This window comes from Duncaniella sp. C9 (genome assembly GCF_004803935.1).
In the GTDB taxonomy this organism is placed as follows: domain Bacteria; phylum Bacteroidota; class Bacteroidia; order Bacteroidales; family Muribaculaceae; genus Duncaniella; species Duncaniella muris.
The window spans coordinates 203,520-228,230 of sequence record NZ_CP039547.1 but is presented as its reverse complement, the minus strand read 5'-3'; the positions used below and the strand labels follow the sequence as shown (position 1 = coordinate 228,230).

Genomic DNA, 24,711 nt, shown 5'->3' with positions numbered 1-24,711 from the left:
TGACATTCAAAAAACGCAATAACCGCTATGGCAAAGCAGGAATATATCGACAAAAACAAAGAATGGCTTCGGGCCAAGGCCCAGGAGCCCGGAGTGAAACCGCTTGACAAGGGTATTTTCTATAAGGTGATCTCAAAAGGCCGCTCTGATGCGCCGAAGCCCAACCGCAACAGTGTGGTTGTGGTCCACTACACCGGCACCACCATCAACGGCAAGAAATTTGACAGCTCGCGTGGCGGCACGGCTCCGGCCATGCGTCTGCGGGATCTCATCCAGGGCTGGATCATAGCCCTGCAGCAGATGCGGGTAGGCGATCGCTGGGAGATATATCTGCCTGCCGAAATGGGCTATGGCCGCTTCTCACAGCCCGGCATTCCCGGCGGATCGACCCTCATTTTTGACATCGAACTTCTCGGTGTAGGCTGACAGAAAATCAATTAAGAGGATGTTTCATTAATGTTATGAAACACCCTCTTATATTGACGCCTCATGTCGGAATTGCATGGTTAGAATGTGCGTTTGGAAATCTCTTTCAGTATGTCGCGGTCTGAGAGATAGGCGCCGTTGGCATCGGAGTTGCCGATGGTTTTGGAAATGCGCCAATAGGCGATGGCGAGGCGGGCCTTGTTTTCCGTAATGGCAGTCTGAATCAGTTCGTATTCATCCGGCGAAAATACCGCACGCAGTGTTTGGGGACGGAATACTTCGAAAGATTTGCCTGAAAGAAAGTCGGAGGTGATTTGATCGCCTGCCTTATAGCTGTCGGCCAACAGTTTGGTCAGTCTGGCTTCCTGTGCGGGAGTGACGATGACTGCCTTTTTCAGCAGTTCGATGAACAGTGATATGGTTTCTTCCGCCTGACGGTTGCAGACAGCATTGAAGCGATAGTCGTGTTTAAGAAAGTCGATGGCCGCGCGGTCGCTGTCGAATCCGTAGAGTCCGCTACCGGGGCTGAAAAACGCATTGCCGAAGTGTTCGAGATATAGGCTTGTGAAATTTGCAACCGAGCCGAATTCGCTGACAATGAAGTCTGAAAGACTGTCAAATGTCCGGTCTGTACTCATGTAGCGGGTCTGTCCGCCGTCACGGTAGCCGATATAACGGATGTCCCGTGGTATGAATTCAAAGCGTATGTCGGGGCATGGATTGAAAATGAACACACTGTCGACCGTGTTGAGAATTTCAGTCTGAGAGTCAGACAGCGGCAGGCTCTTACTCATTTTTGACAGCTTGAACCGGCCTTTTTCCGAATAATCGTTGAGCCAGTAGAGTTCAGTGCCATTCTTCTGATCGGTCGTCAAGAAAAAACAATTCCTGTCATCTCCTGATCCGAAAGCTTTGCCGATGGCCGATTCAAAGCAGATGGGAGAATAATCCACCACGGGAATAATCTTTGCCGATGCGCGTATTTTCGCCACACTGACATCCTGCGACATGGCCCAAAGACTGCTCAGGGCCACTACACAGATGGAGAGAACTGATTTCATAATATAACTTATTTGAGTTGTGAGCAATGCAAATATAGGAATTAGTAGGCGGATTTGCAATAGTTTGTTGAAATTGATCAGAAAAGAGCGCAGCATTAGTTCATATCCGATTTTGAAAGTATGAGAAATTGACATATGCAATATTAGCTTATTCGGAGTCTAAGGATTATAAACAAATGCTGCACTCTTGAATTTTATGTTCTAAGTTTATTGTTTGGGAGTGATTATTCTCGGATCATAGACATTTTTGAAATAAACATAATGATCACCAGGATCTACAGGATCATAATATTTAAATTGTGATTTATAGGTATTGACTTCTATCAATACAACGGCGTGTGTAACATTGAAAACGCCATCCGGTTTAATTCGACAGCATGCTATTCGGTTGTTATACTTGATTTGTGATATTAAATCGTTCTGGCCAAGAGGGAGAGTTGCATTAAACCAATGGTTTAGACCATTATGCCAGTCTTCAGTGTTTAAGCTTATGCCTAAGATTGAGCCAGACTCACTCCTAATAATTTTGTCATCGAAGTAGTTGATAATGTCTTCACGGAAAATTTTCATTCCTAACTTTGAACCACAGTATTGGATCGCTCCGATCACGCATTCTCCATTCCCAACAGTAGAGATTTCTGAACGGGAATCAGAAAGAGATCTAATAGGGGCGTCTTCAAGAGGCATTTGCCATTGTGGTTCGTCCAACTCGTTTTGGCAACTTGTCACGCTTAATGAAAAAAATGGTAAAAATGGTAAGCGTTTTTAATAAAGATGTAATTTTCATAAGACGATGAATTTAATTGATAAAAAATAGAGTCCCTTCAAATATTTGGTTCTGGTCAGTCTGACATATGATTGTGTATTCTCCTAAAAGGCTGGGGATTTCGGTTTCCGGATTTGTACGCGATATAGTGCCGATCCATACAGGTCCGGTTTCATCGTTCAACGAAACGTCCATATAAGTAGCATCATCCGGAAATGACAGGCTTATATGACCTATGGAATATTGACATACCAAATAGATCTTGGCGGGAGATTTCGGGCGATGGGTTGGAGTGTTACGAGGAAGGATAGTCGTAATTGATTTTTCATTATTTGATAATTTTTGCTCTCCATGAATAGTTGACGAGCAAAGGAACAATAATGAAATTGTAATGAAGAGATGGGTGAATTTAGACATAATTTTTTAGTTTTTGACATTACAAAATTAGATAGATTAATGTCTAAAAACTAAAAATAGTGGATTTTGTATTAGGCGGAGACTCGTAGTATGTAGTTGATTTACAGGTGTGTATATTGATGCCTGATGCTAAAATTAGGCGTGTGTAAATGATGTTATGCTAAAACACTATTAATCAGTGTATTATGAAGTAGATAAAACTAAAGTACTGAATTTGAGAATGACAGATTGTTGTTATATAAGTGATTAGGATATGGCTTTCAGGTATATTTCTTTATTGGGGCTTGCTGAAAGGCGAAATTTTGCTTTCAGGCGCTTGCGGCGGTCGTAGATCGCTGTGATTTTTGCTTCTCCGAGAAATATGGCAATTGCTGAGTTGGAGAAGCCTAAAACAGAGAACATGAAAAGTCGGAAATCGGGATCTTTTAGATCAGGAAACTCGTTGCGGAGCTTAATCAAAATATTGTTGTGATGTCTGTTGACCAAAGTTTCAAGTTCGCTGAGTTTTTTGCTGTCTGAAGAATATTGATCAATTAAAGATGTAATTTCTTCTGAGATCCGTTTTTTAGCTACTCTTGAAGGAGCCTCATATAGAGTGCGGCAAAGATTGTCAATCACAGTGAAGCGTTCAGCGAGAAGAGACTGAATGGTAGCCTGTGACTTGGCATCTTTTGCAAGCAGCTCACTGAGATTGCGCGCAATCTCCACATTATTATTGATTATTTCTAATTTGCGTTTACGATAGCGGATCAGATATATCGCAGCAATAGTGAGCAATAAGACTGTAATAATGATTATGCTGATTGCAATGGCTTTGGTCGATTTCAGCCGGGCTTCATTGAGATTTCGTTCTGAAACATAAAACTCTCTCATTGAGGTTCCGAGCGACTGTGACATGACGGACCGAAGGATGCTGTCAGTAAAATGGTTCAGATCCTCAAGTACAATTATGGCTTCTGATGTAGACCCTGAGGCTTTGCAGATTTTGTATTGCAGCCAAGCGTTCATCCCGTGTCCGGCTGTGCTGAATCTTTCCGAAAGTTCGGACGCTTTGGCTATATCTCCGATATGAACATTTGCAAGCCCATAATATATAGAGTCCCTGCCAGTAGCGAGATTAGATTCACAGACTTCAGCTAAATATGGAATGGCTTTGCTGTAATCGCCTGAATTTATATGTGTCACACCAATGGATCGGATGGCTTCTATATAAAGTGTAGTATCATTATATTTTGTCGCCGAGTCGATCAGTTGCTTACTTAAGGCAATAGCATCTTCATTTTTTTCAGCCGCTGCATAGGTCTTTGCCAGGTCGAGGATCGCATAGTTGATATGAGGCTGGCGGTGGGAGAGGCGGAAGTTTTCGAGTTCGATTTCGGAGAATTCGATTTCCTCGGCAGTATGATAGTTTTCGTGATAGATGTCGGCGATCATGCGGGCCGACATGGCTATCCAGAATTTGTCGTCAAGCCGGACAGCGAGATCATAAGCCTTGAAAAGCGCCGTGAGGCTTCGGGCATAGGCCTTGCGGTTGAAATTCAGTTCTCCGAAATAGTGGAGGGCAAGCATGAGATGATGGCTGTCGTCGGTCGACTCGAAATAGCTGACGGCGGTTGAGATCAGCGAGTCGTTTGTCTCGGTTATGTAGTTTTTGGATCGGGCCTGGGTGAGCAGGAGGGCGTGGAGCGCACGGGCTTGGCTACCGCGGAGCTCTTCGCGCGGAATATCTTCGAGGATGGAGAGTGCAGAATCAGGATATTGGTCCATGATGCCCTCGGCCTCCTGAATGGTATGGGTGTGAGGTGAAGAGCAGCTGTGAGACAGCAGCGAAAGCAGCATGAGCAGTATGAAGTGGAAAAGATGTCTGTGCATGTGGAAGAGAGTGGCGGGCTATGTGTCTGTAGAGTGGAGCTGCGTCTCTGTGCCGGTTGGGTCAGACGCCGAGGGTGTAGAGAGGCGAGGTGTCGAAGCGGGGGAGGGCCACGAGGTGGACGCGGGGTTCGTCAGTGGGGATGGCTGTGTCCTTGAGGTCGATCATGCCGTTGCCGATACGGGTCACTCCGATGCCGGCGAGAGCCGACGAGACGGCGCGCAGGGCGCGGTCGGGGCTGTTGTTGTCGTTGGAAAGGTGGCAGAGGAAGATGTTGCGTAGCTGCGGGGTGTAGATGCTTGCGAGAAACTCGGCGGCCACGCGGTTGTCGAGATGGCCGTTGGAGGCCTCGATGCGGGCTTTGAGATATTCGGGGTAGCGGCCTTCGCGGAGCATCCGCAGGTCATAGTTGGCCTCGATCATGATGTAGTTGGCCAGGCGCATGTAGTGGTCCACACGCTCGCTGATGCAGCCGAGGTCGGTGGCGACGGCGAAGCGGCAGTCGCCGTTGGTGATGAAGAAGCCGGCATTGTCGGCGCCATCGTGCATCACCTCGAAGGGGGTCACCTCGAAGTTGCCTATGCGGAATGGGAATTCCTTGTAGACGGGCGAGTGATAGTCTTTGATGCGGCGCGAGACGTTGTGGCGGCGGAGTATGCCGTTGAGGGTCTTTGGAGTGCAGTAGACGCGCAGGTGGCGGTAGCGCCTGAGCAGCGGGTAGACGTCGCGTATGTGGTCGCCGTGGTCATGGGTGAGGCATATTCCGGCCACACGGTCCATCGAGATGCCGTTGCGGCGCAGGCCTTCGACCACCTTGGCCACTTCCACTCCGGCGTCGATGAGGAAGCCTCCGCTGCGGTCGCCTATGTAGGAGCAGTTGCCTGAGCTTCCGCTGCCGAAGCTCATGAAGAAGATGCGGTCAGAGGCTTGGAACTCAGGGAGTTCGTCGATCGCCGGCTGTTCGCGGCGGTATTTGCGCGCGATTTCGACCATCTTCTTGTCGGGTATGATGCTGAAATCGCTCTCGGAGCCTTCGTTGAAGTCGTCAAGAGAGTCGAAAAGTCCCGGCATAGGGAGTCTGGAGGGTTTGCGCGGATTTGCCATGAGCAGCGTGTGGGGTGGATTTTATGCTTGTTTTCTTTTTTTGGGGGGATGGTTCAGGTGTAGAGGAGGAAGATGGAGGGAATTTTGTCGAAGTCATACTTACGGCGCGCCCAGGCTGAGAGCGGAAGGGTGACTATCGACTGGCGCGGGCCGGTGATGTCAGAGGCCACGCAGAGTCTCATGGACGGAGGTAGCGATGAGGCAAGCTCGGCGATGAGGCGGTTGTTGCGGTAGGGGGTCTCGATGAAAATCTGGGTCTCGCCCTCCTGACGGATGCGTCGCTCCATGTCGCGCAGGCGCAGGCTGCGGGCTTTTGACTCGTAGGGGAGATAGCCGCGGAAGGCGAAGGTCTGGCCGTTGAATCCTGAGCCCATGAGCGAGAGCAGTATGCTTGACGGGCCTACGAGGGGCACAACTTCGAGCCCTTCGGCCTGGGCTATGCCCACAAGGTCGGCTCCGGGGTCGGCCACGGCCGGACAGCCGGCTTCGGAGATGACTCCTACAGGCTCTCCGGCGCGGAGAGGGGCAAGCATGGCGCTGACTTCGGTCGGAGCCGTGTGTTCGTCAAGCACGGTAAACGAGAGCGAGTCGATGTCGATCGAGCGGTCGCAGCGTTTCAGGAAACGGCGCACGGTGCGGACGTTCTCGACCACGAAGTGTCTGATGGCTCGGATCACCGCGAGATTTCTTTCGGGAATCACGTCGCTGACCGACGCATCGCTCATGGTCGATGGAATCAGATAGAGGGCCGGGCGCAGCGGCGAGGCTGCGGCTTTGCTTTCTTCGCTTGTCATCCTACTGATCCTTCAAGGGTTATCTGGAGCAGATTCTGGGCCTCGACGGCAAACTCCATCGGGAGCTTGTTCATGACTTCCTTGGCATAGCCGTTGACAATCAGGGCTATGGCTTCTTCGGTGGGAATGCCGCGCTGGTTGCAGTAGAAGAGCTGGTCTTCGGAGATCTTGGATGTTGTGGCCTCGTGTTCCACTATGGCGCTGTCATTCAGGATGTCGATGTAGGGGAAGGTGTGGGCACCGCAGTTGCTGCCCATCAGCAGGGAGTCACACTGGGTGTAGTTGCGGCAGCCTGAGGCATCGGGAGCCACCTTGACAAGCCCGCGGTAGGAATTCTGCGAATGTCCGGCCGAGATGCCCTTCGAGACGATGGTCGATGTGGAGTTCTTGCCGATGTGGATCATCTTGGTGCCGGTGTCGGCCTGCTGATAGTTTTTGGTGACGGCCACAGAGTAGAACTCGCCGCGCGAATAGTCGCCTTTGAGCACACAGGAGGGATATTTCCATGTGATTGCCGAGCCGGTCTCCACCTGGGTCCATGAGAGTTTGGAGTGGTCACCGCGGCATAGACCACGTTTGGTTACGAAGTTGTAGATGCCTCCGCGGCCCTGGGCGTCACCGGCATACCAGTTCTGCACGGTTGAATATTTCACCTCCGCGCGGTCTTCCACAATGATCTCCACAATTGCCGCATGAAGCTGGTTTTCATCGCGCATGGGAGCCGTGCAGCCTTCGAGGTAGCTGACATAGGCATCGTCGTCGGCTACTATGAGAGTGCGCTCGAACTGGCCTGTGCCTGAGGCGTTGATGCGGAAGTAGGTTGAAAGCTCCATAGGGCAGCGCACACCCTTGGGGATGTAGACAAACGAGCCGTCGGAGAAGACTGCCGAGTTGAGGGCGGCGAAGAAGTTGTCGCGGTAGCTGACCACTGAGCCGAGATATTTCTTGACCAGATCAGGATAGTCGCGGACGGCTTCCGAGATCGAGCAGAAGATTATGCCCTTCTCGGCAAGCTTCTCGCGGTGGGTGGTCTTGACGCTGACGGAGTCCATCACGGCGTCGACGGCCATGCCCGCAAGGGCTTTCTGTTCCTGCAGGGGGATGCCGAGGCGGTTGAATGTGTCGAGAAGCTGCGGGTCGACTTCATCAAGGCTTTCGGGGCCTTTGGCCTTGGAGCGCGGCTCGGCGTAGTAGCTGATGGCCTGGTAGTTGATCGGCGGAATGTCGAGATGGGCCCAGGTAGGCATTTCGAGTGTCTGCCAGTAGCGGAAGGCTTTCAGACGGAATTCGAGGAGCCACTCAGGCTCGCCCTTTTTTGCTGAGATGAGGCGCACCACATCTTCGCTGAGACCCACGGGTATGATCTCGGTGTCGATGTCGGAGGTGAAACCGTATTTATATTCGTCGGATGTCGCGCGGTTGAGCAGCGCGTCGCTGTCCGGCTTTTGGTTCAGTTTGTCTTTGTTGTCCATATTTTCCATGACTCGGAGGGTATTGATCAGAGGCTTTTCAGCGGCCTCTTATATGGTTGTTTCGGTTGGTTGGGGAGCCTTGTCGATGCTATTGATGTGGCAGCCGTCGTCGCCCGTGACAAAGGGCGACAGCGCACCGAGCACCCAGGGGGCGAAGCGGGCCGTGAGAAGCACCACCCGGCCCCCGCACAGATGAGATTTTTCTGACAGACGGGCTGAGGGAAACACGGCTATGTAGAGGTTGAGGAGCAGGCTGACGAGCAGAAAGTATTTTGCCACGGCAAAGGCCGCGCCGGTAATGCGGTCGAGCGGACCGAGCAGAACGGCATGGCTCACCATACGCATTACTTTGGCTATCAGGATTACTCCGTAATAGGCCACCAGATAGACCAGAGCGTTGGCTATGATCGAGACGGTGGCACGGCTGACGGCTGATGCCTGCCAGTCGGGATTGCTGCCTGAGAGCATTTCGGCAACCGGCTGGCCGAGGGTGCGGCAGGCTATGATGGCGACCACGATGGCCGCCAGAGATCCTAACTGCTTGATGATTCCCTTGCGGAAGCCATACCAGGCCGAGCCGATGAATATCAGCAGCAATATGATATCGAGAACTGTCATGAGAGGGTTTGGTTGTTGGTACTTATATATTTGGATGCAAATTTAACAATTTATTTGCAAAGAGTGTTGAAATGCAGACAGGAAAACGGTGTCGGCACCCAGCTACCACCCGGCCCTCGGCGGTTTCCCGCAACCCGAAATGTTAAAAACGATTCGAAAAAGAAGGGGAGATGAACAAATAAAAATGGACTAATGTTATAAAATCAAAATCGGCAAACCGAACACTACAAACCCCTAGGGCAAGCGTGTCCGGGATGAATATTCATAGTGATCTTACTAAAAGACTATTAAAAAAAGAGAGTTTACTAAAAAATCGTGTTTCATTTTAATTTTGTGAGAGAATGAAAAAGAATTTATTAATCGTGGCAGCTTTAGGCGGCATGTTCTGGAGCGCCAGTGAGGCTAATGCACAGGAGACAATCACCGGTGTGGTGGTAGAAGAAACTCCAGTATTGGTTCAGGACGTAGAGTGCAAGGACATCTACACTCCCGGCTCATGGAAAGACAACTGGTTTATCCAGCTCGGCGCCGGTATCCGCTCGCCATTTGTGGAAAATGTCCGCTCTGACGGCAAAAGCGACGACCGCCATATTACCGCCATATATAACCTCGGTGTAGGCCGCTGGATCTCACCATACTTAGGCTTCCGCTTCTCTGCCTATTACGGCTCGATGCACTGGAATAAAGGCGTGACCGCTTCTGCCCGTGTAGCCAACCTCAACGTTGACTTCATGTGGGATATGTTCAACTCCATCGGCGGTTACCGTCCCAAACGAGTGTTCTCGATCGTGCCTTACATCGGACTCGGCGGATCTTATGTCTACCACTTCCATCCTGTGGTTGGCAACATCCAGGACCGCAAGGGCGACGGCATCAAGTCAAACCAGTGGCTTCTCCCCGTGTCGGCAGGTCTGCAGCTCCGCTTCCGTCTCAGCGAATATGTTGACTTCTTCGCAGAAGGCCGCGCGATGTTCTACGGCGACAACTTCAATAACGAAGCCTACGGACGCCCCATCGACATCGATCTCTCAGCAGTTGGCGGTTTCACCTTCCACCTCACAGGCTCGAAGTTCAAACGCTACAATCCCTGTGACTACGTTGACTACATCAACAACGCCAACGCCCAGATCAACGACCTTCGCGGTGCTCTCGCCACCACTTCTGCAGCCCTTGCAGCAGCCCAGGCCCAGCTTCCCTGCCCCGATGTCACTGTCGTAGAACCCGCACCTGCCGTGACACTCCTCCCCACCGTGCGTTTCAAGATCAACTCAGCCTACGTATCTTCAGAGGAAATGGTCAACGTCTACAACGTAGCCGAATACCTCAAGGCCAACCCCAACACCTCTATCGTGGTCCGCGGCTATGCTGACGAAGACACCGGCACATCTGAATACAACATGAAGCTTTCAGAACGCCGCGCCCAGGCTGTAGCTGACATCCTCGTAGGTGACTACGGTATTGACTCTTCTCGCCTCGTGCTTGAAGCCGCCGGCAGCAACACCCAGGTTTACGACACCAACGACTGGAACCGTATCGTGATCTTCGCCGTTCCCGAATAACGGACCATAACCTTTCAGCTGCCACTGCACATAGGAAAGATATTCCTCTCCCGCCTCGACTTTAGAAAACCGAGTTTTCTTTCAAAACAATAATTGACGTTTGCGACCCGCCTGGCCCTCCGCCGAGCGGGCCGCTTACATTTGCTGCGGGTTCTTTGACCGCTCAGGCGTGATCCGGACAGCGATGCCTCGTAGGGGCTATGTTTTCGAGTCATTTAGGAAAGTTACGATTCCATCCTTAACATGTTTTCATATCGGAAGTTTGACTGATGAAGTTCGGGATGTGGTGACAGGATGATGTATAAACATTGCAAATTTGAATTAAACATGTTATTTTTGTGTCTTATCACAGAATATAATATACGAATTTGAAATCATGAATAACTCTCCTGATAGAGCGTTGACCGAAAAAGGTGAAGGCTTGACGGGCTGTGGCGCCGGAAGTGGGCGCATTCAGTTTGTCGATACGGCAAAAGGCATCTGCATTTTATTGGTGGTCATGTATCATGCGGGACTGGTGGACAATGATACTCCTTGTTTAAGTATGCTGAGAATGCCGTTTTATTTTACATTGTCAGGTCTGTTCTTTAAAGATTATGGCGGATTCAGAACCATTCTGAAGAAAGTCAATAAGCTGTTGGTGCCGTTTGTTTTTTTCTACACTCTCAGTTATCTGTCATTCGCCGCAATCAGGGTTATGGCAGGACAGGAGGTGGAGATTCCGTTTTTCGCATTCGTCACATCGAAAGAAATGGTCAATGTGGCATTGTGGTTCCTGTTGGCTCTGTTCTGGACCAACGTCTGTTTCTTTATGATATATAAGGCAAGCACAAACCGTTGTGTGACGGCATTGCTGAGTCTTGCAGTGGGGGGCGGCGGTATGATCTGTTTTGATCATTATGGTGTCAGGCTCCCTTTGTTCATTGATTCAGGAATTGCCGTTGTGCCGTTCTATTGTCTGGGATATATGCTGAAATCGACAGATATATTGTATCCGAACCGTTATGACAGATATGCTCTTCCGGCGGCTGCGGTGCTGATCGCGGCTGCCGTTTGGTGTTTCTTTTTCGGTGACAGGCCCTATGTCAGTTTCAGGACATTATACATAGGGGAAAATTTCCTGCTTTACTATGTAGGGGCGATATCGGTGGTGATAGCTTTTATGCTGCTCTGTAAAACGGCCGGGGCTGTGGCGGGACTCAGGTATGTAGGGCGTTATTCCCTGATCGTGCTGGGCGTACATGTTGCGGTAATGTCGGTTGCCTCACGCGGACTGGAGTTTTTCGGGATGAGCCCGGATGATGCATATTACAGTCTCGCTGTATTTCTTCTGACTGCGATGCTCAGTATCGCCCTGATTCCGGTACTGAAAAGACTGTTTCCAAGGTTTACGGCTCAGAGAGACCTGATAACAGACAACATGCTTCGGAGACTCGGATCCGGCAGGTCGGAGACACGGAGTGTGGAGGGCTGACAGATGTGGCTCTGCTGCGCTGTGACGGCGCTCTGGGATGAAGTTGGCAATCTTGGGCTGATTGATGTGGTCAAACCCAAGATATTTTGCTAATTTTGCAGGGTAAACGGGGAGCCGGGGCGTGAGAGCCGGCCGGTTCCGGAATCAATCAGAATATGAGTGTTATCATTTTAGGTATAGAGTCGTCGTGCGATGATACGTCGGCGGCTGTCATCCGCGACGGGGTGCTGCTGAGCAATGTGATTGCCTCGCAGCAGGTCCATGCTGAGTTCGGAGGTGTGGTGCCGGAACTGGCGTCGCGCGCGCATCAGCAGAATATCGTGCCGGTGGTCGACACGGCGCTCAAACGAGCCGGTGTGGCCAGGGAAGAGCTCAGCGCCATCGGTTTTACACGCGGTCCGGGCCTGCTCGGCTCGCTGCTGGTGGGTACGAGTTTTGCCAAGGGCATGTCGCTCGGCCTGCGCATCCCTATCGTCGATGTCAATCATCTTCATGGCCATGTGCTGTCACATTTCATCCGCCGTAATGAGGATGACCGTGTGCCTGAATATCCTTTCATCTGCCTGCTGGTGTCAGGCGGTAACAGCCAGATAATACTTGTCAGGAACTATAATGACATGGAGATCCTCGGCCAGACCATCGATGATGCCGCCGGCGAGGCTTTCGACAAGTGTGCCAAGGTGATGGGGCTGCCTTATCCGGGCGGTCCGCATATCGACCGCCTGGCCGCCGAGGGCGATCCGAAGCGTTTCCGCTTTGCCAAGCCCCACATTCCGGGTCTGGACTATAGTTTCAGCGGGCTGAAAACGTCGTTTCTCTATACTCTCAGAGACGAGATCAGGAAGAACCCCGATTTCATAGAGCAGAACAAGGCCGATCTTGCGGCTTCGCTGCAGCGTACAATCATCGAGATACTTATGGACAAGCTTGACAAGGCTGTCAGACAGACCGGCGTCACTACGGTGGCTATCGGCGGCGGTGTGTCGGCCAACTCCGGTGTGCGCGATGCCGTGGCTGACTACTGCAGCCGCCGCGGCCTGACTGCGTTTATCCCTGAGAGGGTGTTTACAACCGACAATGCCGCTATGGTGGCTATAGCTGCCTATTACAAATATCTCGACCGGCAGTTCTGCCGCTACGATGAGGTGCCTTATGCCCGCGTGAAAGTATAAGAGCTTGTTTTTTAACGACCTCTAAGTTCAGGTTTAATTTCTATAAGCTAATGAAAGTATCAGTAATAGTGATCGGCGACGAGATTCTGCTCGGCCAGGTCACAGACACAAATTCAGGTGACATTGCCCGCCATATAGCTCCCTATGGATGGGAGGTGGGCGATGTGCAGGCTGTGGGCGATGAGGCTGACGAGATCCGTCTGGCCATCGACCGTGCGTTTGAACAGAGCGATGTGGTGCTTACCACCGGTGGCCTCGGCCCGACCAAGGATGACATTACCAAAGGGGTGATGCGGGACTATTTCGGAGGTGAGTTGCGTGAGGACCCGGCTGTGCTTGCCAATGTGAAGGACGTGGTGAGCCGCCGAGGGTTTAGGATCAATAACCTGACGGCTGCGCAGGCCATAGTGCCGACTTCGTGCAGGGTTATCCAGAACCGTGTGGGCACGGCGCCGATAATGTGGTTTGAGAAGGGCGGGAAGGTGCTTGTGGCTATGCCCGGAGTGCCTTTCGAGACCCGCGAGATGTTTACATCTGAGGTGTTTCCGCAGTTGCGCGAGAAGTTCAAGTCCGATGTTGACATAGAACATGCCGTGCTGATGGTCACGGACTATACCGAGAGCGCTCTGGCCGAGAAGATTGCTCCCTGGGAAGAGGCTCTGCCTGAGTATCTTCACCTTGCCTATCTGCCTAAGCCCGGCCTGATACGCCTGCGCATCGACGGTGCCCATCGCGATCGTGATTTCATAGCGTCGGAGGTGAAGCGTGCGGCCGGCGAGCTTGCCGCCATGCTCGGTGATGCGGTGATCGCGACCGAAGATCTGACTCCGGCTCAGATTCTGCTGCAGCGCTGCCGGGAACTGGGGCTGACTTTGGCTACTGCCGAGAGCTGCACAGGCGGAAACATCGCGCATGAGCTCACACTGATCCCAGGCTCGTCAGATGTGTTTGCCGGTTCGGTGGTGAGCTATAGCAACGATGTGAAGATGGGGCTGCTCGGCGTGGAACGGGTGACTCTTGAAGCCAACGGAGCTGTGAGTCTGCCGGTGGTCCGCGAGATGGCCGAGGGTGCGCTGAGGGCTGTCGGTGCTCATGTGGCTGTGGCCACGAGCGGTATAGCCGGCCCAGGAGGGGGTAGCGAGGAGAAGCCCGTGGGCACTGTGTGTATGGCTGCCGCGGTCACTGCTCCTGACGGCATGACGGTCTGCGAGGCCGAGACCCATCACTTCCCCGGCAACCGCCAGAGAGTGATAGAAGCATCGACCACACGTGTGCTCATAAAGGCCATAAAACTGCTGCGCGCTATGTAGGGGCTGCGAACCATCGGCTTTTCAAAGATGTTTTACAGACAGACGGCCTCCGCCCGGAGATCCGTCTGTCTGCATTTTTATCAACCTTTAAAATTATCGAATATTATGACTTACGATCAGGAAATCCGCAGCTCGAAAGTGGTATTGATGGAGTTTTACGCATCATGGTGTCCTCACTGCCAGAGGATGATGCCTGTTGTGGCCCAGGTCAAGGAACTGCTTGACGGAAGGTCTAATGTGTGTCAGCTTGACATTGACAATAACAAGGAGGCTGCTGATGCGGCTGACGTCAGATCGATTCCTTCGTTTCTGATCTATGTGGACGGCGAGGAGGCCTGGCGGCATACCGGCGAGATTGACGGCGAGGTTCTGCTGAGCAAAATCGAGTCGTTTCTTTAGGCCGGACTGACTAATTTTTTTCGACTGTCAAATTGAGTTGCTTAACGAGAATAGAACTGCATTACTATGGCTGCTACCGCTACACTGATGAGCGATTTTCTGAAAGAATTGGGCGTGAGACACACGGCCGCTTATACTGACCGGCGTTTCAGCGAGATGCCTTTCAAGTCGCTTTTCGGGCTGTCGAAACTGCTCCAGGAGTATGGCGTTGACAATGAAGCGCTGCGCCTTGCCGAGAAGAGCGAGATCGGTAAGCTGCCGGTGCCGTTTCTTGCCGGAACAGACGGCGGTTTTGTGATTGTCACATCTGTCGGTGCTGACCGCATAGGCTATCTGACCCAGGGCGTGGCCGAGGCCATGCCGCCGGATGAATTCAAGAAAGCCTGGAGCGGAGTGGTGCTGCTGGCCTATCCCGATGAGAAGTCGGTTGAGCCGGGCTATGCCGCACACGCGCGTGACCTGTTCATCGGTGAGGCTAAGAAGTGGGTGCTGGCCGCAGGCGCTATTCTGTTGTTTCTCTATCTGTTTGTGTCGAACCGTATTTATGCCGCATGGTCTACGGTGGGGCTGACGCTGATTGATCTTGCCGGACTGTGGCTGACTTACATGCTTGTGCAGAAATCGCTGAAGATCAAGAACCGTGCGGCCGACCGCGTCTGCGGGGTGTTGCAGGAAGGGGGCTGCGACAGTGTGCTTGAAACCAAGGCTTCGAAGTTTTTCGGGATCTTCGGCTGGAGCGAGGTGGGCTTTTCATATTTTTCGGTGAGCCTGCTCACGCTGCTGATCTTTCCGCAGTGGATCTGCTATCTTGCTCTCTGCAATGCCTGCTGCCTGCCGTTTACGTTCTGGAGCATATGGTATCAGAAGTTCCGGGCCAAGGCGTGGTGTACGCTCTGCGTGAGTGTTCAGGCCTCGTTGTGGCTGCTGTTTTTCTGCTACCTTGGCGGCGGATGGTTCAGGGGAGTTTTTCCGCTAAGGATCGAGTTTTTTGTGCTCGGCCTGACTTATCTGACCGTTCTGTTGGGACTCAACCGGATACTTCCGCTGATTGACCGGCAGGAGAATGCCGGCAGCGCCAGCGGCGGGGCCGATCATACGTTATAAAATATCATGCACTATGAAAAGGATACAGCGTCCGCATCTGACCAATGCTGTCAGGCTCTCCGCCAGCGAGATGAACAGCCTGCACTTCTCGCCGAAACACACCGTCCTCACCCCCGCCTTGCTCGAAAAAATGGCGGGAGGGAGGACGGATGCTGATAAGGGGGCATAGAGTTTTGCGTAATAGCTAAACTATAATGACATTATCTGTAAATTGTGTCATCTGATTCGACCAGATGCGTTCCGGTATAAAAAAGAAACATTGTGCCGGCGCCGTTTGCTGTGTCATAGCAGATAACGAAATCACCTGAGACTTTATAGCGATAGATCCTTGACGATTCCTCGTCATAAAATCTGACATTATCTTTTATTACTGTCCGCTAAACTTTTTTTGAGCGATTGAAAAATTAGGGCTGACACCTATTGCAGGAGTCAGCCCTAAATGGTTATTTTGGTGTCGCCAAACAATCCATGAATAACCATGAGTAAAAGTAGTAATTTCTTCGGACAGCCGATATATGGACAGCTGATAAAATCACTCAATCGTGAAAAAATTGTTGAATTCAGCCGAAAACACGGCGGAGAGAAGTATGTAAAGAGCTTTGACGGCTATACGCATCTGCTTACGATGCTCTATGCCGTGATCCAGCGCTTCGACTCATTGCGTGAGATAGAGACATCTATGACAGCGGAGGTTCGCAAACTGCACCATGTCGGAATTGATACTGTACCAAAGCGCAGCACCCTGTCGGATGCAAATGCCCGACGGTCAGAGAAGTTCTTTGAGGATGTCTATCGCGACCTGTATGCAGCCAACAAAGACATTCTTTCATCGGACAGCAGACGCAACGGCACGGAAGAGTGGATAAAGCAGCTTAGGATTATCGATTCCACTACAATCACATTGTTCTCCAACGCTATTTTCAAGGGCGTTGGTCGACACCCCAAGACGGGAAAGAAGAAAGGCGGCATAAAGGTACACTCTGTCATACACGCCAACGAGGGGGTTCCCTGCGATGTGCAGTTCACTTCGGCGGCCACCAATGACTCTTTCATGCTTGCTCCGAGCCATTACAGCCACAACGAGATAGTCGCTCTTGACCGCGCCTATATCAATTATGCCAAATTTGAGGAACTGACGGACCGTGGCGTTGTATATGTCACCAAAATGAAGAAAAACCTCAGTTATGAGGTACTTGTAGACTGTATGCATCAGAATCCGCAGGGACTGATGGAATACCGTGAACAGGTCGTGGTGTTCCGTAAAGACGGTATAAACCACATCGCCAGAATAATTACATACGTTGACATCAAGAAGAACGGGAAGCCAAAACTCATATCGCTTCTGACCAACGACTTCGACATGCCGCCAGAGACAATCGTGGCGATATACCGCCGCCGATGGCAGATAGAGTCTCTTTTCAAGCAGATCAAACAGAACTTCCCCTTGAGATACTTCTATGGCGAGAGCGCCAACGCCATCAAAATCCAGATATGGGTTACACTCATCGCAAATCTGCTGCTGTCAGTACTTCAAAGCAAACTCGAAAGACGTTGGAGCTTCTCAGGGCTTGCTACAATCGTCAGAATTGTGCTGATGTATTACCTGAATCTCGAAAAGTTCCTCAATCAGCCCGATGCAGACCTGAAAATCATGCTCGCCGAAGCATCGGAATCGCCTCCCGAAGTTCCTGAAAACTGCTGAGGGGGCTTGTCAAATACAAAAAGTAAGCCCAACTTCTGCCGTTCAGGAAGTTGGACTCGCCTTTTTATGGTTTAGCGGACAGTAATAATTATCTTTCGAAAAACTGAGATGGTAACCTCCGCCTGACCAGGTTTTGCTCATGAGGATTTCTTGGGTAAGGTTGCCGGTTTTTTTAGCATATTCAGCTACCGGGACATTCAGAATCTGGCTTCTTCCGAGCAGAACATCATCAACGGTTGCCGAGATGTAGAAAGGCAGTTTTGACCAGTCGGCATTTTCGAAAGTAGAGGCATTGCCGATGGTCAGAGAGAGCACGCCGAAATCATCGGAAGTGGCCGATTTGGTCTCGGAGCATATTAAGGACCCTGAGGAGTCGGTTATTTCGACTGTTACACTGACGGTCTCGTCGGCTCTCGGCTGTCCGGTTGCAGCGTCGAGGAGTGATACCTGATAACCTATCTGGGCGTTGAGACTAAGTGTCAGGAATAATGCGGATATAAATGTAGTTAAGCGTATCATTATTATTGAATTGTATTTGAATGCCTTTTATTGTGCGATGATTTGAATATCATCGGCAATCCCTATTATTTGTCCTTTAGACTTGTTGTATGCAAAAATTCCGAAAGAGGTTATGATTGTATAACCCGAAATTATATAAGGTGAAGACTTGCTGAATCCACCACCGTCAGGATCTGTCCATGTCACTGATATCTTGGCTGTGCTTGAAGAGAACGAAATTTTACCGATACACTCGGTATCAGTGTCTGTGAAGGACCAACTTTTGCTTATAAGAGTTCTCTTGTCAAGGCTATCTGCACGCTTTGCATATTCGGCTACCGGCACATTCAGAATCTGGCTTCTTCCGAGCAGAACATCATCGACGGTTGCCGAGATGTAGAAAGGCAGTTTTGACCAGTCGGCATTTTCGAAAGTAGAGGCATTGCCGATGGTCAGAGAGAGCACGCCGAAATCATCGGAAGTGGCCGATTTGGTCTCGGAGCATATTAAGGACCCTGAGGAGTCGGTTATTTCGACTGTTACACTGACGGTCTCGTCGGCTCTCGGCTGTCCGGTTGCAGCGTCGAGGAGTGATACCTGATAACCTATCTGGGCGTTGAGACTAAGTGTCAGGAATAATGCGGATATAAATGTAGTTAAGCGTATCATTATTATTGAATTGTATTTGAATGCCTTTTATTGTGCGATGATTTGAATATCATCGGCAATCCCTATTATTTGTCCTTTAGACTTGTTGTATGCAAAAATTCCGAAAGAGGTTATGATTGTATAACCCGAAATTATATAAGGTGAAGACTTGCTGAATCCACCACCGTCAGGATCTGTCCATGTCACTGATATCTTGGCTGTGCTTGAAGAGAACGAAATTTTACCGATACACTCGGTATCAGTGTCTGTGAAGGACCAACTTTTGCTTATAAGAGTTCTCTTGTCAAGGCTATCTGCACGCTTTGCATATTCGGCTACCGGCACATTCAGAATCTGGCTTCTTCCGAGCAGAACATCATCGACGGTTGCCGAGATGTAGAAAGGCAGTTTTGACCAGTCGGCATTTTCGAAAGTAGAGGCATTGCCGATGGTCAGAGAGAGCACGCCGAAATCATCGGAAGTGGCCGATTTGGTCTCGGAGCATATTAACGAACCTGAAGAGTCGGTTATTTCGACTTTTACACTGACAGTTTCGTCGGCTCTCGGCTGTCCGGTTGCAGCATCAAGGAGAGATACCTGATAACCTATCTGGGCGTTGAGGCCGAGGGTCATGAAGAGAAATAATATTGTGAAGAACTGTTTTTTCATTGTTTCTTAAATGTGGTGTTTGATTTCTGATTTTTGAATCGGCCGATCATGACAGATGCGTCAATGTCAATCACTACCATGCGGGTGATGTTTTCTTCTGAGATCTGCATACGGATTTCTCCGGTCGAGGAAATTGTATATGTGAAGTCTGCTGTCAGGCCATCATAGGAGACAGCGCCTTTTTCATCGTCAAGGAAGGTGATAGTGATTTCTTTCGAGAGATCGGTAGATTTCCATGAGCCTTTAAGCAGGTTCCGGTTCGGGAGAGAGGCTGTGGGCGGGAGCTGTGGGATAAAAGCTTTGTTGATCCTACGGACATTCGGAGTTCCGCACCATTCGAATACTCGCTCGTCGGCTTTGTAAGATCCTACCGCAGGAAAACTTGACCGGACTGTCACACCTGATTTGACGGAGTTGAAAATGAACGGGCTGAGACGGGCTCCCTCGTTGAGGGCGATCGGTGCTGAGGCGAGAGTATGGTTGCCATAGCGGAAAACGGGTCTTACCTGCCATTGAGTCGGATCGATTTTTCCCTCTGTTCCAAAGTCAAGATCTGCGGAGATGCCCTGCTGTTCGAAACTGAAGGCTTCGATGTCAGTAGTGAAGATGCTGTCGACAACCTCATTTGTGACTGTGTTGACTAACTCGAAGCCGGTTTCGAGAGGATAGGGGATGGGGATTTCGGAAATGGCGGCGGCGGTGCAGACTTTCTGCGCTTCTTTGAATGGTTCCGGTTGTTTTTTTGCCGGGACGGCCTTGCCGTCAGTAAAAGAGGGGAAAAGACTCAGTTGGGCGAGCTGGAATTTGAGAGAGAAGGGTTCGCCGATTATGTGTTCGTCTTTTTCTGTTTCAAAAATCGACTTGGTGTACCAATAAGGGGCGATGTCTAATTTCAGGCTTAAGTCAAGATTTCCGTTGACCGCAGGTTTTGTATGGTCAGAGGCCATATCGGCAATAGCTCCGACACTGATGTTTCCGGCAAGTTCAGCCCCACCGCGCAGGCGGACTCCGGCACCGAGATGCTCGATAAATGTGTTGAGACTCAGTTTGGTGTAAAAACCGCCGAAGAGGCTTCCGTCAAGAACAATGGCAAACTTTGCTTCGTCAGCTGTCGGGTCAGCTTCCGCCGGATTGTCAGCTTGTGAGGGTTGAGAGAATGTGTTGACTCCATTGCGCCGAGTCCATTCGGTGTGGTAGCTTGTGGTACGGGTCATCGAATAATCGATTTTAGCTGATGCCTCCGCTTCCCAAAATGCTCCGATCTCGATAATTGGCTGGATTGTTCCTAATGCGAGCGGTGGGAGATAAAATTTATGTGCTCCATATTCCTTGCCTGCCTCTTTGGGTTCTTCAAGATTGAAATTGAATGTCATGCCCATCTCGTTGGTGATCGCGATATTGGCATGGTAATAGCCGGAGAGCACATTGGCTACAACGTTTGTGAAAGTTAGCTCGCAGTTGAGCAGGAGGCTGAATTCTGACTGTTCGGCGAATTTCAGTGCATTATCCCACGGATAGCCATCGGCAGATCCTGCACGGGAGGCTCTCTTTACGGTAGCCGGTACGGAACCGACCTCTCCGGAGAAGAAGAATTCGTCGAAAACTTCGGAGGCGGGAACGTCAGAGATATTTACGTTTACCGATGAATCATTGTTGCGGGTAACGGCATCGACTTTTGCGCAGAGTCCCCAGGGGAATAGTTCGTGGAAGCCGATATAGTAGACATATTGTCCGGCGGAGGGTATGCGGTTGACTGGGGTGCCGGCTTTAAAGCTGATTACACCATCTGTGCTGTCTGTTATGTATGGAATATCGGCTTCTGTTATTTCATGAACGCCTGTTTTGGGTACAATTTTGTTGCGGTTGCCAAATGCTACTGAGTCGATGTCGGCGAGCATGATTTTGAAAACAGAGCCGTCTTTACGGATGAAATCTTGTGAAATGAAATCAGGGTGATCAATGCTGTCGGTGTCGACTGTTGAAAGATTGACTGACTGCAGTTCTTCTGCGTATATCAGAGTGACATCACCGGTTTTGCTGAAAACAAGCACCTGTGTATCTGTTTCATCGGCAGCAAGGCTGGTGGAGATGCTGAATAGCATCAGGGTCAGGAGTAATAACTGTTTCATGGTTTCCTCATTTTAAAGGTGCGATTACCGGCCTTGATGATGTAGATCTGAGGTGATAATGAAGAAAGGCTTATTTTCAGGTTACCGTTGCCGAGAGTGATGACTTCGCATTCATAGCGGATGCCGTCTGTGCCGTAGACTGAAATTTCTTCGGTTTTAATGGGTGAGCAGATGATGATATCGCCGTTTTCATCAACAGAGATTTCTTTTCCATCGGTTCCGATCAGGCCGATTGACGATGTGTCACCTATGGTATACTTGCTGATTTCGCTGAAGTTGAAAATCCGGTTGTTGACATTGATCTGGTTGTTGCTGTCAAACGTTATTTGCGGATTGTCAGAAAAGGGGATGACTATGCTTGAGCCATTTTTGAACCATAGGACAACGCAGTCAGAGGCCGAAGCGGTCAGACTTGCTGAAATGGCCATAGCAAATATTGGCCATTTGAAAATTTTAAAATTCATGTTAAATAAAGGACTTATAGCTGATTGGTGATTAGATGGCTAAAGGTAATATATATTTCGGAATCTGGAAAATCGGGCTGATGAGTTTGAATGGATGACAAATGTATTTTATGAAAAATTAATAAAAGCAGACAGCCTTACCGGATTTATCCGATGAGGCTGTCTGATAGTTATTGAATAGCCGGTTTTTTCTGAGCCGGTTGCTTATTCGGCTTTAGGTTCGGCGGGTTCTGCTTTTGCGGGTTCTGCTTTAGCAGGTTTGGTTTTTGCTTTTTCAGCTTTGGGTTTTTCGGCTTTGGCTTTGGGGGCTTTTGGGGCTTTGGCAGGTTTTTCGGCTTCTGCTTTGGCGGGCTTTGCTGCTTTGGCTTTGCGGTTTTTTGCTGCTGCGGCTTCTTCGGCTGCTTTTTCGCGGAGGAGGTGCTCTTCGTTGAAGTGTTCGATGTTTTTGCGCATTGATTCAGCTTCTTTGTTGAGTACTTCGATTTCGCGTTCCTGGTTGCGGATGGTGGTCAGGAGTGAGCTGAGTTCTTCGTTGTCGATCGACATGGGGTATTGTTCTTCAACGCGGACTATGAAGTCGGCGAGGACGTTCATGTAGTTTGTGAATGCGTCGAAGGGTGTGTCGTAGGGTGAGAACTGTGAGTGGACCGATCCGTCGTGCATGTTTTTGGTTGACATGTAGAAGAAGTGGTCGGCTGCCTGGAGGTAGTACCAGTCTTGTTTGAGGCGGCGGTCCTGGCAGAGGCGTACGCGTTCGCTGACGGAGTAGAGTTTTTGGAAGGCTTCGTTCTGGAGCTGGTTGCCGAGCCATGCCGAGGTGTCGCGTGCTTCGTCGGCCCATGAGATGGGGTGGAGGATGGAGAGTTCGGCTACGGGTTTGAGTTTGGTTACGGCTGTGGTGGGTGTCCAGAAGTCTATTCCGCGTTCTTCGGCGAAGCGTGGGAGGGCCTCAAGGAATTGGAAGATGCCTGTTTCACGCGGTTGGAAGTCGCCGAAGACTTCGAGGTTCATGAAGAGGTTGATGATCTGTTCTTCCTGTGGGGTGGATGCGATCCAGTCGATGTATTTGTCGGCTGTGAGGGGGTAGTCTTCCCAGGATGTGTTGCTGAAGCGGTCGGAGATGTCGTCGCTGAGTTTGTCGTTTTTGAGGAGGATTTTGAGTTTGGGTGCTGATGCGGCGCTGTAGATGTAGTTAGGCGATTTCCATCCGAGGATATGTTTGGCTCCTTCGGTGATTACGCCTTTGTAGCCCATGCTCTGGATGAGCGGTGCGAGTTCGTCGCTGTAGATGAGCTCGGTGTTTCGGAGGACTTTGGGAGTCTGTCCGAAGAGTTCTTTGATTTTTTCGTCGTGGACTTTGACCTGGTTGATGAATTCGTCGGGGTCGGCGAGCGATGATAGTGAGTGGGCGTAGGTTTCGGCGAGGAATTCGACGCAGCCTGTTTCGGCGAGTTTTTTGAGCAGGTCGATGAATTCGGGGACGTATTGTTCGAATTGTTCGAGTGCTGTTCCGGTTACGGAGATGGCGCATTTGAATTTGCCTTTTGATGCTTCGATCATCCGTAGGAGGCTTTCGGCTGCGGGGATGTAGCTGCGGTGGGCTATGCGGGTGATGATGTCGTCATTGGCGAAGTCGTCGTAGTAGTAGTGGTCGTTGCCTATGTCGAAGAAGCGATATCTTTTCAGACGGAACGGCTGGTGGATCTGAAAGTAGAAACAGATTGCTTTCATGAGTTTTTTATGTTTTGGGGCGGCTGTGCCTGTTTGTTGTGGAGAAAGGGGCCGCTTTATTTGTTTAAGACCTTGTTATATATATCAATCACTTTCTGGCCGGCTTTGTCCCAGGTTATGCGGTTGACTTCGGCGAGGCCGTCTTCGCGCAGCTGGTTGTACATTGCGGGGTAGGTTACGATTGAGTTGATGGCGTCGGCCATTGCGTCGATGTCCCAGTAGTCGGTTTTGATGACGTTTGTCAGGATTTCGGCGCAGCCGCTCTGCTTTGAGATGATGGATGGTACTCCCATCTGCATTGCTTCGAGGGGTGAGATGCCGAATGGCTCGGAGACTGAGGGCATGACGTAGACGTCAGATGCTTTGAGCATTTCGTAGACCTGGGCGCCTTTCTGGAAGCCGGGGAAGTGGAAGCGGTCAGCGATTCCGCGTTCGGCTGCGAGGAGGATCATTTTGTTCATCATGTCGCCGCTGCCTGCCATGACGAAGCGTACGTTGGGGTTGTTCTTGAGGACTTTGGCTGCGGTTTCGACGAAGTATTCGGGTCCTTTCTGCATTGTGATTCGGCCGAGGAAGGTCACCACTTTGTCTTTGCTCTTGTGTTCGGGAACGTTGAGCTGTTCGGGTGTGAGCGGTGTGACGGCGTTGTGGACGGTGGTGACTTTTGCGGGGTCGATTCCGTAGTGGTTGATGACGGTGTCACGGGTGAGGTTCGAGACTGTTATTATGTGGTCGGCGTGGGTCATTCCGTCTTTTTCGATTCCGAACACTGTGGGGTTTGGTTTGCCTCGTGAGCGGTCGAATTCGGTGGCGTGGACGTGGATGACGAGCGGTTTGCCTGAAACCTGTTTGGCGTGGATGCCTGCGGGGTAGGTGAGCCAGTCGTGAGAGTGGATTATGTCGAAGTCGACTGTGCGGGCTATGACTCCGGCGCAGATGGAGTAGTTGTTGATTTCTTCGACGAGGTTGTCGGGGTAGCGTCCGGAGAATTCGATGCAGCCGAGGTCGTTGGTGCGCATGTAGTTGAAGTCGGCGTAGATGTGATCGCGCAGGCGGTAGTAGAGGTCGGGGTCCATTACGTTGCCTATGCGGTCCTGGACGTACTGGCGGTCGACGTCGCGCCATACGATGGGTACCTGCGACATTCCGATGATGTTGGCGAAGTGTTTTTCTTCGTCGCCGAACGGTTTGGGTATAACGAATGTGATGTCCATGTCACCACACTCCCACATACCCTTAGTGAGACCGTAGCTGGCGGTTCCGAGGCCGCCGAGGATGTGAGGGGGAAATTCCCATCCGAACATTAAAGCTTTCATGGGCGTGT

General features: G+C 50.7%; 22 protein-coding genes. 8 read left to right on the top strand and 14 right to left on the bottom strand.

Annotation, left to right across the window (positions count from 1 at the left end):
* Nucleotides 1-27: 27 nt before the first annotated feature.
* Nucleotides 28-426 carry an FKBP-type peptidyl-prolyl cis-trans isomerase gene (locus E7745_RS00965; protein WP_136408111.1) on the top strand — a complete coding sequence of 133 codons (399 nt, stop codon included), beginning with the start codon at nucleotides 28-30 and terminating at the stop codon, nucleotides 424-426.
* A gap of 80 nt (nucleotides 427-506) precedes the next feature.
* Here E7745_RS00965 and E7745_RS00960 read toward each other — a convergent pair whose 3' ends face one another.
* The 7 genes from E7745_RS00960 to E7745_RS00930 all read right to left on the bottom strand — a co-directional run bounded on the left by E7745_RS00960 (nucleotide 507) and on the right by E7745_RS00930 (nucleotide 8,528).
* The gene (locus E7745_RS00960; RefSeq protein WP_136408110.1) at nucleotides 507-1,487 is read right to left on the bottom strand and encodes a hypothetical protein; all 981 of its coding nucleotides are present in this window, start codon (nucleotides 1,485-1,487) and stop codon (nucleotides 507-509) included.
* 207 nt (nucleotides 1,488-1,694) lie between these two features.
* The gene (locus tag E7745_RS00955) at nucleotides 1,695-2,174 is read right to left on the bottom strand and encodes a hypothetical protein (RefSeq protein WP_136408109.1); all 480 of its coding nucleotides are present in this window, start codon (nucleotides 2,172-2,174) and stop codon (nucleotides 1,695-1,697) included.
* Between the two features lie 742 nt (nucleotides 2,175-2,916).
* On the bottom strand, nucleotides 2,917-4,542 hold the full coding sequence (locus tag E7745_RS00950; RefSeq protein ID WP_136408108.1) for a hypothetical protein: 1,626 nt from the start codon (nucleotides 4,540-4,542) through the stop codon (nucleotides 2,917-2,919).
* Nucleotides 4,543-4,603: 61 nt separating this feature from the next.
* Nucleotides 4,604-5,644, bottom strand: a complete 1,041-nt coding sequence (locus E7745_RS00945) for an MBL fold metallo-hydrolase (RefSeq protein WP_136408107.1) — start codon at nucleotides 5,642-5,644, stop codon at nucleotides 4,604-4,606.
* A 53-nt stretch (nucleotides 5,645-5,697) separates the two neighbouring features.
* Nucleotides 5,698-6,438, bottom strand: a complete 741-nt coding sequence (locus E7745_RS00940) for an SAM-dependent methyltransferase (RefSeq protein ID WP_107032844.1) — start codon at nucleotides 6,436-6,438, stop codon at nucleotides 5,698-5,700.
* The gene (gene sufB, locus E7745_RS00935; RefSeq protein ID WP_370291916.1) at nucleotides 6,435-7,910 is read right to left on the bottom strand and encodes a Fe-S cluster assembly protein SufB; all 1,476 of its coding nucleotides are present in this window, start codon (nucleotides 7,908-7,910) and stop codon (nucleotides 6,435-6,437) included. Before sufB ends, E7745_RS00940 begins: the two co-directional genes overlap by 4 nt.
* Nucleotides 7,911-7,958: 48 nt before the next feature.
* On the bottom strand, nucleotides 7,959-8,528 hold the full coding sequence (locus E7745_RS00930) for a CvpA family protein (protein WP_107032846.1): 570 nt from the start codon (nucleotides 8,526-8,528) through the stop codon (nucleotides 7,959-7,961).
* 341 nt (nucleotides 8,529-8,869) lie between these two features.
* Between E7745_RS00930 and E7745_RS00925 the strand changes: the two genes are divergently transcribed.
* The 7 genes from E7745_RS00925 (at nucleotide 8,870) to E7745_RS00895 (ending at nucleotide 17,248) form a co-directional block, all read left to right on the top strand.
* Nucleotides 8,870-10,087 carry an OmpA family protein gene (locus E7745_RS00925; RefSeq protein WP_123398293.1) on the top strand — a complete coding sequence of 406 codons (1,218 nt, stop codon included), beginning with the start codon at nucleotides 8,870-8,872 and terminating at the stop codon, nucleotides 10,085-10,087.
* A 376-nt stretch (nucleotides 10,088-10,463) separates the two neighbouring features.
* Entirely contained in the window at nucleotides 10,464-11,561 is a 1,098-nt protein-coding gene (locus E7745_RS00920) for an acyltransferase family protein (protein ID WP_136408105.1), read from the top strand.
* 155 nt (nucleotides 11,562-11,716) lie between these two features.
* Nucleotides 11,717-12,733 (top strand): tRNA (adenosine(37)-N6)-threonylcarbamoyltransferase complex transferase subunit TsaD, encoded by a 1,017-nt coding sequence (gene tsaD / locus E7745_RS00915; RefSeq protein ID WP_107032849.1) that lies wholly within the window; start codon nucleotides 11,717-11,719, stop codon nucleotides 12,731-12,733.
* 50 nt (nucleotides 12,734-12,783) lie between these two features.
* The gene (locus tag E7745_RS00910; RefSeq protein ID WP_136408104.1) at nucleotides 12,784-14,043 is read left to right on the top strand and encodes a CinA family nicotinamide mononucleotide deamidase-related protein; all 1,260 of its coding nucleotides are present in this window, start codon (nucleotides 12,784-12,786) and stop codon (nucleotides 14,041-14,043) included.
* A gap of 27 nt (nucleotides 14,044-14,070) precedes the next feature.
* Complete coding sequence (locus E7745_RS00905; protein ID WP_136408103.1) at nucleotides 14,071-14,442, top strand: co-chaperone YbbN; 372 nt, start codon at nucleotides 14,071-14,073, stop codon at nucleotides 14,440-14,442.
* Between the two features lie 66 nt (nucleotides 14,443-14,508).
* Nucleotides 14,509-15,546 carry a vitamin K epoxide reductase family protein gene (locus E7745_RS00900; RefSeq protein ID WP_136408102.1) on the top strand — a complete coding sequence of 346 codons (1,038 nt, stop codon included), beginning with the start codon at nucleotides 14,509-14,511 and terminating at the stop codon, nucleotides 15,544-15,546.
* A gap of 478 nt (nucleotides 15,547-16,024) precedes the next feature.
* Nucleotides 16,025-17,248 carry an IS4 family transposase gene (locus tag E7745_RS00895; RefSeq protein ID WP_068960910.1) on the top strand — a complete coding sequence of 408 codons (1,224 nt, stop codon included), beginning with the start codon at nucleotides 16,025-16,027 and terminating at the stop codon, nucleotides 17,246-17,248.
* 42 nt (nucleotides 17,249-17,290) lie between these two features.
* Here the strand turns inward: E7745_RS00895 and E7745_RS00890 are convergent, their stop codons facing one another.
* The 7 genes from E7745_RS00890 to E7745_RS00860 form a co-directional block, all read right to left on the bottom strand.
* Entirely contained in the window at nucleotides 17,291-17,767 is a 477-nt protein-coding gene (locus E7745_RS00890; RefSeq protein WP_136408101.1) for a hypothetical protein, read from the bottom strand.
* Between the two features lie 27 nt (nucleotides 17,768-17,794).
* The gene (locus E7745_RS00885) at nucleotides 17,795-18,415 is read right to left on the bottom strand and encodes a hypothetical protein (RefSeq protein WP_136408100.1); all 621 of its coding nucleotides are present in this window, start codon (nucleotides 18,413-18,415) and stop codon (nucleotides 17,795-17,797) included.
* Nucleotides 18,416-18,442: 27 nt separating this feature from the next.
* A complete protein-coding gene (locus tag E7745_RS00880; protein ID WP_136408099.1) occupies nucleotides 18,443-19,063 on the bottom strand; it encodes a hypothetical protein in 621 nt (206 codons plus the stop codon).
* Nucleotides 19,060-21,192, bottom strand: coding sequence for a hypothetical protein (locus E7745_RS00875; RefSeq protein ID WP_136408098.1), 2,133 nt, complete (start codon nucleotides 21,190-21,192; stop codon nucleotides 19,060-19,062). Before E7745_RS00875 ends, E7745_RS00880 begins: the two co-directional genes overlap by 4 nt.
* On the bottom strand, nucleotides 21,189-21,656 hold the full coding sequence (locus tag E7745_RS00870) for a hypothetical protein (RefSeq protein ID WP_136408097.1): 468 nt from the start codon (nucleotides 21,654-21,656) through the stop codon (nucleotides 21,189-21,191). Before E7745_RS00870 ends, E7745_RS00875 begins: the two co-directional genes overlap by 4 nt.
* Nucleotides 21,657-21,860: 204 nt before the next feature.
* The gene (locus E7745_RS00865) at nucleotides 21,861-23,387 is read right to left on the bottom strand and encodes a glycoside hydrolase family 57 protein (RefSeq protein ID WP_136408096.1); all 1,527 of its coding nucleotides are present in this window, start codon (nucleotides 23,385-23,387) and stop codon (nucleotides 21,861-21,863) included.
* 56 nt (nucleotides 23,388-23,443) lie between these two features.
* Nucleotides 23,444-24,703 (bottom strand): glycosyltransferase family 4 protein, encoded by a 1,260-nt coding sequence (locus E7745_RS00860; RefSeq protein WP_123398287.1) that lies wholly within the window; start codon nucleotides 24,701-24,703, stop codon nucleotides 23,444-23,446.
* Nucleotides 24,704-24,711: the final 8 nt, after the last annotated feature.